The following is a 12,420-nucleotide window of genomic DNA, read 5'->3' as shown; positions in this document are numbered from 1 at the left end:
AGAGCGGGTCCTTGAGTAACGTAGCGTAAGTTGGTGGCCTTGCCTCTCCCCCTCTGGTCGTAGCGTATTGTGCATTCAGGTTGCCACTGCCGCGTTCCAGCAAGTGCGACGGTAATGGAAATAGTACGCGGCGAGCGTGACTGAACGCACCAGGGTAAACAGGGTAAAGGCCAGCCACAGGCCATGGTTGCCCAGCCCCGAGCCGATGTGCTGCGTCAGCCACCAGGCCGGCAGGTAGACGGCCAGGCCGGCAAAGATACTGTTGCGCATTTCGCGGGTGGCCGTGGCGCCGATGAATACACCGTCCAGCAGATAGCTCCATACCGCCACGGCCGGCATCAGTACCATCCATGGCAGATATTCCGCGGCGGCGGCGCGCACTGTGTCCAGGTGGGTCAGCAGCGCGATCAGCCATTCGCCGGACACGGCGAAGACCAGCATGGACGCTCCTGCCGTCAACAGCGAGAAGCGTGTGGCGGCCCGCACGAAGGCGGTGAAGGCAGGCCAATCGCGACCGCCAATGGCGCGTCCACTCAGCGCCTCGGCGGCATGGGCGAAGCCGTCCAGACCATAGGACGTCAGCATCACGAACTGCAGCAGCACCGCATTGGCGGCCAGGATGACGTCGCCCTGGCTGGCGCCCTGCGACGTGAAGAACGCCATGGCGAACAACAACCCTAGTGTGCGTACGAACAGGTGTCCGTTGACCTGCAACAGTTCGCGATAGGCGGCCAGTCTCAGCAGTCGCGCTCGCAGGAAATGGCCCTGCAGCGAGGCGATCTGGCGCCTGACCAGCCACAGGCCGAGTGCCAGCGCCGTATAGTCGGCGATCGCCGTGGCCCAGGCCACGCCATCGCTGGTCATGCCCAGACCGATCACGAACCACAGATCCAGTACAATGTTGACGCTGTTGGTGGTGATCATGAGGATCAGCGTCACGCGACTGTTCTGCTGGCCCAGGAACCAGCCGAGGATGGCGTAGTTGGCGAGTACCGCCGGGGCCGACAGGATGCGGATATGGGCATACTCTTCTGCCAGACGCGTCGCCTCGGGACTTCCGTCGAGCAGCCACAGGCCGAAGGCGACCAGTGGCTCGGCGAGGACAATCAGCAGGGTACCGATGACCCCGGCCATCAGCAGCGACTGTCCGAGCAGGTTGCGGACTGCCGTATCGTCCTCGCGGCCGGCCGCCTGCGCGGTCAGGCCGGTGGTACCCATGCGCAGGAAGCCGAACCCCCAGTAAAGAAAGCTGAACAGCATGGCGCCCAGCGTGACGCCGGCCAGGTAGCGGGACTCGGGCAGGTGGCCGACCACGGCGGTATCCACCAAGCCCAGCAACGGTACGGTGATGTTGGAAAGGATGATGGGCCATGCCAGCATCCATACGCGCCGGCCGGCCGACGTGGACATGCTCACTCCGCGTCCTTGTTGGCTTGTTTCGCACGCAGCATACCATTGTCGGGGCTCGCGAGGCGGCATGGCATTGGCTCGATCCGCGGGTCGTCTTCTAAGGTTAAGGGTACGTGGCGTCCGGCTCGGCTTTCGTTCAGGGCGCGATCCAGCCCGGCGACCAGAGGAGTTCCCGCCATGAATCGCCATGTGCCGATTCGCCAGCGCATGCCGTCCTGCCTGCTGCTTGGCGCTGCCATGCTGCCACTGCCGGCATTGGCTGCCGTCACCGATATCGGCTATGTCGATGCGGGAATCAAGCCTCCCTCGGCACCGCATACCCTGTACGAAAGCATCGACGGGCATCGCTTCGTCAAGGCAGGGCTGACGCTCTATGGGTTCGGCGCCGTGACCGACGATGTCAACTTCGGCTCGTCATACGGCATCGACGGGGCGGTGCCGACCCAGCAAGACCCGGCATGGTGGGAGGCCGTGGTCCAGCCTGCCCTGACGGCGGGCTGGCATACTCGGGCAGGGACGTTCTTCACCGGTGTGCAGGGCAGCTATAACCTCACTCGTGGCAGCCGTTACGGCGATGCCGCCGGCGCGACGCCGGGCCATCCCGAACAGGCCCGCCTCGATCGTGCCTACGTGGGATGGCGCAGCGGCGACCTGTGGGCTGATACCCTGGGCAAGGATGCCGTGACGCTTTCCTTCGGCGACCAGAAGTTCATCTTCGGCGACGGTTTCCTGGTCGGCGACGGTTATACCGACACGGGACGCTACGCGGCGTATTACATCGGGCCGAGCGAAGGCTTTGCGGATACCGCGATCGTGTCGCTGGACAGCCACGGCTGGCACGGCGACCTGTTTCATCTCGAAACGCATCAGGACATCGGCGAGGACGAGATCAGCAAGACCCGCGCCAATGGTGCCAACGTGGATTACACCTGGAGCGACCGGGCCAAGTTCGGCGCCGCCTACCTGCATACCTACAACAGTGATATCGCGACCCGCGAGGGCATGGACATCTACAACCTGCGCGCCAAGGGACAGCCGTTGGCCAGCGTGCCCGGCCTGGCGCTCGGCGGCCAGTGGGTCCATGAGACCAACCAGGAGCAGGACATCGACGAGACTGGCTGGTATCTCCAGGCCACCTACACCTTTCACGACACGCCCTGGCGGCCCCAGGTGCTATATCGGCGTGCGGAGTTCAGCGAGCGCTATGACACGCTGTTCTACGACTTTGCGGGTGGCTGGGGTAACTGGTTCATGGGCGAGATTGTCGGCGAGTACATGCTGTTCAACAGCAACCTCGACATCGATATGCTCAAGGCCTCGATCAAGCCGCGCGAGGACCTGGAAACCGGCCTGATCGGCTACCGGTTTCGCTATCACGACCGCGATGCCGCGGGCGCCGACGACAAGGACTTCGCGCAGGAGTTGAATCTCTATGCCGACTGGATGGTGACCGAGCGCTTCTTCGTTTCGGCCATCTACGCCGTTGCCTTTCCCGGCGAAGGGGCCGACGAGCGTTTCATGGGCAATGACCACACGGCCCAGCTTTTCGAGGTGTTTGCATCCTATAGCTTCTGACCGCTCGAGTCCCGAGCGGAGCCATCCTTGGCCATGCTTCGCTGCATCCTGCCCGAGGTAAATTAGTGTTAATTTGCGTAAAGTAAAAGATGGAATCCGTCATCGGCGGGCATGAATGTGCCTCATCGAGTCCGAGCCGGGACGATCCAGTGGGAAAATTCAGTGGCCGCCGCCAAGAGCCGTGAGTTGCAGGGGAGGCGACCGGCAGGCGGAAAACAGCGACGAGACGGCGCTCAGGCGGCGGTAATGATGTGATACTTTTCCATGAGTTGATCGCGGCTTTCCCGGCGCTCGGGGTCGAGCGGGATGCAATCGACCGGGCAGACCTGCTGGCATTGCGGCTCGTCGTAATGCCCTACGCATTCCGTGCACCGATTGGGATCGATCACGTAGATCTCCTCCCCGGGCGAAATGGCGTCGTTGGGGCATTCCGGTTCACAAACGTCGCAGTTGATGCATTCGTCAGTGATCATCAGGGCCATGGTTCATTCCTCGCTGCGTGGTGAGCGACCATCACTGGCCAGGACGCTGATCGGAAGCATAGTGCGCGCGCAGCGCGTCAGCGACCCTGGGATGGACCAGCCGGCTGACGTCGCCGCCCAGGCGCGCAATCTCACGCACGATGGTGGCAGAAATATAGGAGTTCTCGACGGCGGGCGTCAGGAACAGGCTTTCGACATGCGGTGCCTGGGCCCGGTTCATGTTGGCCAACTGCAATTCGTACTCGAAGTCGGACACCGCGCGCAGGCCGCGCAGGATGATACGGGCCCCCTGCTGGTCGAGCAACTCGGTGAGCAGCGAGGAGAAGCCGATGACCTCGACATTGCCGAGCTCGCCGGTGACGTCGCGTGCCAGTTCCACGCGCGTGTCCAGGTCCAGCGTCGGTTTCTTGCCGGGGCTAGCCGCCACGGCGACCACCACCTTGTCGAAGATGCGCGCGGCACGCTCGATCAGGTCGAAATGGCCATTGGTGATGGGGTCGAAGGTGCCGGGATAGACCACGATGTTCATGGGCGCATCCTGTGCCGGGTCGAGACGTCCCGGCAATGAAGCCGGGGCCATAGGGTACTCGAAGCACCAGTGAGCGACAATTGCCGCCCCTGGTTAGTCGTCGTCGAGGCGGCCGTAGGGGTTGTCTACCGCCAGCGAGACCGGCTGGACATACCCGGGGATCTGGATAGCCTGGGCGTCGATCGTCAGTTCGGGACCTTCCAGCACGCCTTCGCCGAAGCGATAAATGACACTGAACTCCGCTGCGTCGGCGTGCTGCAGGTAGGTATCGCTGGCGGCCTGCGTCGCTTCACGGCGATGCCTCCAGGCTGTCACGGTCTCTTGGCCGTGACGCTGGACCAGCAGGCGCTCGGTGACGTCGGGAGACAGCACCACGCCGGTGGCATTGTTGCCGCCGAAACCCTTGGCATTGATGAAGGCCACATCGGCCTTGAAGGCCAGCGGCTGCCGGAACAGTGCCAGACGCTCGGCATGGACATCGTCGGCCACTGCGTCGAGGTAAGGCAGACCCGGTATCAATCCATGGGCGAAGGTGCCCAGCGCACTGGCCAACTGGTCGCCGGCGGCGCTGCCCTGGGAGTGGCCGACGAAAGTCTTGATGCCGGCGACAGGCCACGAAGAAATCTGGTTGGCGCGAGCGATCTCGTCGAGTACGTGCGACTCGGTAACCCGGTTCTTGGGCGTGCTGGTGGCGTGGGCGTGCACATAGCTGCGCTCGCGCACGGCGCGTTCGCCGAGCATCTCCGTGGCCAGGCGAACCGCCTTGCCGAGGGTGATGTAGTTGCCGATGCCGGGGGCCGAAATCGAGCGCTTCCAGCCATCGGCATTGACGAACACGCCGGGGACCGCGCCGAGGATATTCGCGCCGGTCTCCAGGGCCAGCGTGTCGTCCATCAGCAGCAGGAACTGGCTGGCCTCGGCGATGGTGAAACCGCAGTTGCGCGCGAACGGACGACAGGCCCGCTGGTAATCGGCATCGGTCAGCAGGGTCAGGGCGTCCAGCGCCTTGAGGCTGTCGTCGTCGGCCAGGGCGCCCATGGCGCGAAAGCCCTCGATGATCTCGGGAGTGATCGGCGCATCGCTGGTGCCGACCATCACCACGCGGCGCCGGCCGCTGCGGATGTCCTCGACGCCCAGACGCAGGTTATAGAGAAAGCTGGCACAGGCCCCCTGGATGGCGCCGGTGGCTCCCACGCTACCCAGCACATAGGCGTTGAGAAAATCGGCCGGCATCTGACCGTAGCCCAGTGGCATCTGCTTGGAGGTGGCGCGGTTGCCTGAGACGAAGCTCTTGAGCAGTCCGCCCCAGCCCTGATCGTCGAGCTGGCCGATGGAGTTGCCGGCGTAGACGGCGATTTGGTCGGGATCCAGGGAGTCGCGCAGGCGATCCCAGTCCAGCCCGCTCTGGCCCAGGCAGTCGCTGGCGCCGAACACCGCCATCGACAGGCCGCGTGGATGATGCACGCTGCGGTACAGCTCGCTGGGCTGGAAGCCGCTGGGCAACTGGCCGGCAGTGCGCACCTGGGCCGAGCGACGCTCGGGCATGAGCACATCGAGCGTGCCGGGCGGAACACTGACTTCCACTTCCCGATTGTCCAGTTCGCGAACGTCCCAGTCTATCGGCAGCGGCTCCGGCAGTTGGCGGCGGCGTACGCGAAAGACCAGCGGCATGTCGTGGCGGAGCTGGGCCTGACGGTTGGCAACGATGCCGTCGGTATCGAAATGCGTGGCTTCGATACGCCGAATCAGCGTCTTTTCCAGAATGCGTTGGCGATAGCGCGATACCACCTCGGCGGCATCGAGAGCTTCGCCTTCGCCATTCAGCCAATGGCCGTCCGGCTGGCGCTCGACGAGATGCATCATCGCCGCCAGGGCAAGCAGGGTGCGTGTCTGTTCCTGGGCAGGCAGGGCATCGAGCACGGTACGTCGAAATGCCTGATGGCCTGATGTCCTACCTGCGGCATTGACACCGCCCATGCCGACAATCACCGGTAACTGTGACAAGCCGCATCCCTCGTATGCTGTGAGTCTCTACGCGTTTCTGTCCTACGTGGCACGAGTCAGTGCCGATCGATTCTGGGGCGCGATGATAGCACCCGGGCTACAGTCCCGTCATGCCGGGCGGGAGAACCTGAACCTCGCCGAGCCAGCGTTGCCACGACCGCGCGCACCTGGGCGAAACACCTGGACCGCCACGGGACTGGACAGCTCGCTGGCGTTCCCGCAGTGGCGGAGCTTTGCTGATAGACTGGCCGGCACTTGTCGACCGGTACCTCGTTTGAGTATGCAAGCCAATTCGCGTTCCATCACCACCAACCAGCATGGCCCGCATGATGAACTGCCGCGCCGGGTGGCACGCAGCCTGAGTCATCCGCTGCGCAAGCCGATCGCCGAGCACACGCGACGGGCCTTCGACCATGCCGATGCCTGGCTGCAGCGACAGCGCGGGCCGTTGATTCTCGATGCCGGCTGCGGGGTAGGGCTGTCGACGCGGCGCCTGGCGCTCGACCATCCCGAACATGCCGTGATCGGGATCGATCGCAGTGCGGATCGCCTTTCCCGAGACCATGGCGAGCCACCGCCCAACGCCTTGTTAATCCGGGCCGACCTGGTCGATTTCTGGCGCTTGGCGCTGATGGCGGGCTGGCAGCCACGCAGGCACTATCTGCTGTATCCCAACCCCTATCCCAAGGCCGCTCATCTCAAGATGCGCTGGCACGGCCACCCGGTCTTTCCGGCTATCGTGGCGCTGGGCGGGCGACTCGAGGTGCGATCCAACTGGCGCCTCTACCTTGAGGAATTCGCCCAGGCCGTCACCCAGGCCACAGGGCAGCGCGCCGAGCTCAGCGAGCATCACCCGGGGCAGGTGTGCCTGACGCCGTTCGAGGCCAAGTATCTTGCCAGTGGCCAGTCGCTGTGGAGGCTGGTCGTGGACCTCCGCTTTCAGCCGTCGCTGATGCCGAGGGGAGATGACCCGCGCTGAAGGAATATCGGCTGCGGTTTCCGTCCTGTCACGCGGCGGCTAGACTGTCGCCCTCGTTGCGATGATCGATCCTTGAGGAGCGCTTCCATGGGCTATGTGTATCTTTTCGTGGCCATCGTGGCCGAGGTGATAGGGACCAGCGCGCTTAAGGCCTCTCAGGAGTTCACGCGCTTCTGGCCAAGTGTCGTGGTGGTGGTGGGCTATGGGCTTGCCTTCTACATGCTGACGCTCGTGTTGCGCACCGTGCCGGTCGGCATTGCCTATGCCCTCTGGGCCGGGCTGGGGATCGTGCTGGTCACGCTGATCGGTGTGCTGGCCTTCGGCGAGAAGCTCGACTTGCCTGCCGTGCTCGGCCTGGTCCTGATCATCGCCGGTGTCGTGGTCATCCAAGGGTTTTCGAAGGTCTCGGCACATTGACCTGACGCCATCGCTGCACTCTTCACCGCTATCAGTAAGGTCTTTTTCATGTCGCGCCCGTTCGTCGTTTTGTTCAGTATCCTTGCGCTCGTGGTTTTGCCGCATTCCGCCATCGCGGGCGGCTTCGAGCATATCGCCCGGCTGACAAGCCAGGGCTACACGGTAGGCGCCCAGGCACAGCTGCTGGACAATGGCGAGGTGTTGGGCGAGATCGCTGCCGAGCGCCAGCTATCGCCCGCGTCCGTATCCAAGCTTTACGCTTCGGCGGCAGCTCTGGAGCGCTGGGGGCCTCAGCATCGCTTCACGACGCGCCTGGTCACCACGGGGAATATCGATGCACAGGGGATCCTGCAGGGTGATTTGGTGCTGGAGGGCGGGGGCGACCCGGCGCTGGCTACCGAAGACCTGTGGCACCTGGTTCAGGGGTTGCGCCAGCAGGGTGTGACAGCGGTGAGCGGCACGCTGGTCATCAGCCAGTGGCGCTATGGGCCGGTCGAGTGCATCACCACCGACCGCTGCGAGTCGCAGGTGCGCTCGGCTCATGCCTACGATGCCAGGTTATCGTCGGCTGCCGTCAACTATGGCAACTGGTGCGTCAGTGTGATGCCCGGAGCGCGGGCGGGACTGGCGGCACGCATCGTGAGCTGCGATACGCTCGAGCCGGCCCTGGTGGTGGACAACCAGGTCACGACCGTGGCCGCCGGAGGAAAGGTGCGCCTGAATGCCGAGCGGGTCACTCACGAAGGCGTCGATACGTTGCGTGTGTCGGGGCAGGTGCCGGTCGGTAGCGTACCCTACCCGGTATACCGTTCCAGCTCCGACCCCGCGCGCCAGACCGGACATACCCTGCTGGCTCTGCTCGAGCAGGGCGGGCTGATGGTAAGTGGTGGCTTCTCGACCAGCGACACGCCGCCGCCAGCTACGGCACGGCCCCTGGCCTCGGTGGAAGGCAAGCCGCTTCAGGAATTGCTGTTGCGCACGCTGAACTATTCCAACAACTTCATGGCCGATGTGCTCAGCCTCAACCTGGTGGATGAGTCCCGGGTGTCACTGGCCGAGGCGGGGCAGGCGTTGGAGGCGTTTGCCGAAGGCCTACCGGGTCATGGCCCGGCGACGCTGCTCAGTGGCAGTGGCCTGACCACCGAGAACCGTACCTCGGCCCAGGGAGTGAATGCCCTGCTCAAGGCCATGTACCAGCGCCCGGCCCTGTTCCCGACATTCGTGGCTGGCCTGCAACTGCCCGCCAATGGGCCGATGCGCTTCATCCGGCGTGGTGGCGAGACCTTCCAAAGCCACGTCATGCTCAAGACCGGCACGCTCAATCAGCCGTTTGCCGTGCGTTCCGTCGGTGGTTACTTCCGCACCCGGAGCGGGCGCTGGGGCAGCTTCAGTGTCCTGGTCAATGGCAATGCCAAGACGCCCTATCTGTCATGGTCCGAGGTGCTAGACCCCCTGGCCGAGGACCTGACGGCAATGATCGACGCCCATTGATGCCAGCGGCGGGCATTACCAGCTATAGAGCAGCGAGGCGGCGGTGGTGCGATCGGTATGCTCGTCGCCGGCCTCGGGCGGGTCGGAGTTGTTCTTGAGCTCGTAGGAAATACGCAGCGCCAGGCTGGCATTGAGCTGCGTGGTCAAGGCGGAGAAGGCGCGTGTCGTGACGTTCTCGTGGGTACCTTCGACGGAAAACTCCTGCTGGAAATCCGAGCTGTCGGAAAACGCCCAGAGATAGTCCAGAGCGCCATAGCCGACGGCGAGATCCTTGTTTTCCCCTGACTCAAGGGCGTCGCGACGATAGCCTGGCCCGGCTTCGATGGACAGGGTGTGGATCGGGCCGTCAAACACCTGTCGCCCGTAACCGGCGATCGTCGTGAACTGGTAGTCGTAACCGCTGAAGCGGTCCTTTTCCCAGCGCGCAAAGCCGAACAGGTAATGTGGACCATCGAGCTGATAACGCTCGCGTCCCGCGACCAGATACTGCTCGGCGCTGGTGTCGTCGTTCTCCTCTACCTTGCGTGTCTCGCCGCGCAGGCTATGCGTCCAGCGATCCTTCAGCCAGGTGAAGCGTCCCTTGGCGATCAAGGTCTCGTTGTTGGTGTTGCCTGACAGGTGGGTGTAGCCCAGTTCGGCCTGGCCGGTAAACTCGGGTGAATCCTCACTGGGTGCCGGCGGCGCATAGAACGCTGCGGCCAGTGATGGCACGAGGCATGCCGCTGAGCTGGTGGCGATAATGGCCGCAAGCCATGGACGAGGCATGTCGAAAACTCCCGGTTCTCTTCGTCATGCGGATAGGCGTCATGCGATCGGTGAAGCGTTGCCGCCCGCCGGTGAGCCTGGCGGGCGGCGGCTATCAAAAGATCGCTTCGTAGGTGCCGGTGCCCTGCGAGCCGCTGCTGGTTTCCAGTTCGCGCTGGATACGCCGCGGTTCGTAGTCCGGCAGATTGCCTTCGCGGAACAGTTCCTCGACGCCGCCCGACTGGTCATTATGCAGGCGCCGACCCGTGTCCGGGTCGATACGCGCCGTGACGATGCCCTCGGGGCGTTCGGGAGCAGTCTCCGGTGTGCCTTCGAGGGCCTGGCGCATGAAGGTCTTCCAGATCGGCAGGGCGGCCTGGGCGCCGTATTCGCCGGTGCTCTCGTTGCTGTCCTTGCCGACCCAGACCGTGGTCACCAGCTCGTTGTTGAAACCGGAGAACCAGGCATCGCGCTGCTCGTTGGTGGTACCGGTCTTGCCGACGATGTCGCTACGGTTGAGATCGAGTGCCGCGCGTCCCGTGCCGTGCTCGATGACGTCGCGCATCATGTCGCGCAGGATGTAGAGCGCCTGCGGGTCGACGACGCGCTCGGCGATCGGATAAGCCTTGCCGTCGATCAGCGTCTGGGTGGCACCCTCGGCACAGGCTGGGCAGGCGACCTTGGGGGTTGCCTCTGCCAGCGGTTCGTCCTGTCCGGCTTTCATGACGCGCTGGATGTACCACGGCGAGACCTTGAACCCGCCGTTGGCGAGCACGGCATAGGCATTGGCCATTTCCAGCGGTGTCAGTGAGGCGCTGCCCAGGGCCAGCGACAGGCCGTGCGGCAGCCGGCCATCGGCGAAGCCGAAGCGCTCGAGGAATGTCAGGGCATTGTCCAGGCCCAGCGATTGCAACACGCGAATGGTGACCAGGTTGCGTGACTGGTAGAGCCCCACGCGCAAGCGGGTCGGGCCGCGGAACTCGCCTTCGGAGTTACCCGGGCGCCAGTCACCACCCACGTCGCTCATGACCACCGGCGCATCGTTGACCACGGTGGCGGCGGTCATGTCGCCCTGCTGCAGGGCGGCAAGATAGATGAACGGCTTGAAGATCGAGCCGGCCTGGCGGTTGGCCTGGATGGCTCGGTTGAACTTGCTGTTCTCGAAGTTGAAACCGCCCTGCAATGCCCGAATGGCACCGGTCTTGGGATCGAGAACCACGATGGAGCCTTCGATGCCCGGACGCTGGGAGAGCCGCCAGTCATCCTCGCCGTCGCGCATGATGCGAACCAGGGCACCGCGTTCGGCGATCTGCTCGGCGCTCGTCGGTACCTCGCCGCGCCACTTCGGGCTACGGTAGGGGCGTGCCCAGCTCAGCGCGTCCCAATCCAGGGTGACCAGCTCGGCATCCCGAGTCAGCACCTGCATCTGCTTGCCCTCGGTGGACACCACGATGGCCGGCTGCAGCGGGCCGAGTACCGGCGTGCGATCGAGTACCTTGAGCCAGTTGCTGACGTCGCCCTCGATGCCGCTGACCTGGGCCTTGCTGCTTTCCGCTGCCTGGCGGGCGGTTTCCATGACTTCCGGCGATTCGGACAGCTCTTCTTCCAGGCCCTCGCGCTGGGTGCGGTCCTGGGCCTCGACCAGGCTCTGCGGAATGTCGGTTTCCTCCGGCCCGCGCCAGCCATGGCGGCGGTCGTACTCGATCAGCCCCTCGACCAGGGCCTGCCGCGCCTGGGGTTGGAGCTCGCTGTCGAGCGTGGTGTAGATGCTGTAGCCGCCGGTATAGGCGTCGTCGCCGTACTGCTCGACGGCGTACTGGCGCGCCATCTCGGCGACGTAATCGGCCTCGACCTCGACCTGTACCGTATGGCGGCGCGCCGTGAGCGGTGACTGCACGGCCTGCTCATAGGCGGCCTCGTCGATATAGCCTAGTTCGCGCATGCGATAGAGGATCCAGTTGCGCCGTATCAGCGAGCGCTCGGGATTGGCCAGCGGGTTGAAGGCCGACGGTGCCTTGGGCAGCCCGGCGATCATGGCCTTCTCGGCCAGCGTCAGCTCGGCCAGGGGCTTGTCGTAGTAGGTTTCGGCGGCAGCGGCAATCCCGTAGGCGCGGTTGCCCAGGAAGATCTTGTTGACGTAGAGCTCGAAGATCTCTTCCTTGTCGAGGATCTGTTCCATCTGCAGGGACAGCAGGATCTCGCGAATCTTGCGGGTGAAGGTGCGGTCCAGGGTCAGCAGGTAGTTGCGCGCCACCTGCATGGTAATGGTGCTGCCTCCGGACTGGATGTCGCCGCCGCTGGCGACCAGTTCGAAGGCGGCACGCGCCAGTCCCTTGGGATCGACGCCGGGATGGTCGAAGAAGCTGGCATCCTCGGCAGCCAGAAAGGCCTGCACCATGTCCTCGGGGATGGTGTCGTAGGACACCGGCATGCGCCGCTCCTCGCCGAACTCTCCGATCAGCTTCTCGTCACGGGTGAAGATGCGCAGCGGGGTCTGCAGTTCGTAGTTCTGCAGTTGGCGTACGTCGGGCAGGCCGGGCGCAAAGTACAAGGCGGCACCGATGACGGCCAGGAGGGCGGCTGCGCTCAGCGAGACGATGAGCCACAAGGCCGAGGTCAGCAGACGTCTGAAAAGCTTCATTGAATGGCGGTATCCGTGGTGTTCGGGTGGTGGTCCGGCCGCGAGGAGCAGGTCAATCCATTGAACTGCGCATTATAGGAATCTGGCGAGGCAGCGACCAGCGTTGATGGTCAGCTTCGCTTGCGTGTATGTAAACGATGGAAACATT

General features: G+C 64.2%; 10 protein-coding genes. 4 read left to right on the top strand and 6 right to left on the bottom strand.

Annotated elements, in window-relative coordinates; all coding sequences use genetic code 11:
* Positions 1-75: 75 nt before the first annotated feature.
* The gene (locus tag BM194_RS07325; protein ID WP_092845266.1) at positions 76-1,410 is read right to left on the bottom strand and encodes an MATE family efflux transporter; all 1,335 of its coding nucleotides are present in this window, start codon (positions 1,408-1,410) and stop codon (positions 76-78) included.
* Positions 1,411-1,587: 177 nt separating this feature from the next.
* Here BM194_RS07325 and BM194_RS07320 point away from each other — a divergent pair, with 177 nt between their 5' ends.
* Positions 1,588-2,985 carry an alginate export family protein gene (locus BM194_RS07320; protein WP_092845264.1) on the top strand — a complete coding sequence of 466 codons (1,398 nt, stop codon included), beginning with the start codon at positions 1,588-1,590 and terminating at the stop codon, positions 2,983-2,985.
* Positions 2,986-3,218: 233 nt separating this feature from the next.
* Here the strand turns inward: BM194_RS07320 and BM194_RS07315 are convergent, their stop codons facing one another.
* From BM194_RS07315 to BM194_RS07305, 3 genes are all read right to left on the bottom strand, one after another.
* On the bottom strand, positions 3,219-3,467 hold the full coding sequence (locus BM194_RS07315) for a YfhL family 4Fe-4S dicluster ferredoxin (RefSeq protein WP_092845262.1): 249 nt from the start codon (positions 3,465-3,467) through the stop codon (positions 3,219-3,221).
* 31 nt (positions 3,468-3,498) lie between these two features.
* Positions 3,499-3,996, bottom strand: a complete 498-nt coding sequence (gene coaD / locus BM194_RS07310; RefSeq protein WP_092845260.1) for a pantetheine-phosphate adenylyltransferase — start codon at positions 3,994-3,996, stop codon at positions 3,499-3,501.
* 93 nt (positions 3,997-4,089) lie between these two features.
* Positions 4,090-5,973: a beta-ketoacyl synthase gene (locus BM194_RS07305; RefSeq protein WP_092845258.1), complete on the bottom strand. Its 1,884-nt coding sequence runs from the start codon at positions 5,971-5,973 to the stop codon at positions 4,090-4,092.
* Between the two features lie 307 nt (positions 5,974-6,280).
* Here BM194_RS07305 and trmB point away from each other — a divergent pair, with 307 nt between their 5' ends.
* From trmB to dacB, 3 genes are all read left to right on the top strand, one after another.
* A complete protein-coding gene (trmB, locus tag BM194_RS07300; RefSeq protein ID WP_092845256.1) occupies positions 6,281-6,979 on the top strand; it encodes a tRNA (guanine(46)-N(7))-methyltransferase TrmB in 699 nt (232 codons plus the stop codon).
* An 87-nt stretch (positions 6,980-7,066) separates the two neighbouring features.
* Positions 7,067-7,396, top strand: a complete 330-nt coding sequence (locus tag BM194_RS07295) for a DMT family transporter (protein ID WP_092845254.1) — start codon at positions 7,067-7,069, stop codon at positions 7,394-7,396.
* Positions 7,397-7,444: 48 nt separating this feature from the next.
* On the top strand, positions 7,445-8,887 hold the full coding sequence (gene dacB, locus BM194_RS07290) for a D-alanyl-D-alanine carboxypeptidase/D-alanyl-D-alanine endopeptidase (protein WP_092845252.1): 1,443 nt from the start codon (positions 7,445-7,447) through the stop codon (positions 8,885-8,887).
* A gap of 15 nt (positions 8,888-8,902) precedes the next feature.
* On the opposite strand, the gene BM194_RS07285 is transcribed toward dacB, so the two are convergent.
* Both BM194_RS07285 and BM194_RS07280 read right to left on the bottom strand, forming a co-directional pair.
* Positions 8,903-9,652 (bottom strand): DUF481 domain-containing protein, encoded by a 750-nt coding sequence (locus tag BM194_RS07285; protein WP_092845250.1) that lies wholly within the window; start codon positions 9,650-9,652, stop codon positions 8,903-8,905.
* A 94-nt stretch (positions 9,653-9,746) separates the two neighbouring features.
* Positions 9,747-12,272 (bottom strand): penicillin-binding protein 1A, encoded by a 2,526-nt coding sequence (locus BM194_RS07280; protein ID WP_092845248.1) that lies wholly within the window; start codon positions 12,270-12,272, stop codon positions 9,747-9,749.
* Positions 12,273-12,420 lie beyond the last annotated feature (148 nt).

This window comes from Modicisalibacter xianhensis (genome assembly GCF_900113605.1).
GTDB lineage: Bacteria > Pseudomonadota > Gammaproteobacteria > Pseudomonadales > Halomonadaceae > Modicisalibacter > Modicisalibacter xianhensis.
The sequence above is the reverse complement of the archived record's forward strand: the minus strand, read 5'-3'. Positions and strand labels throughout refer to the sequence as shown.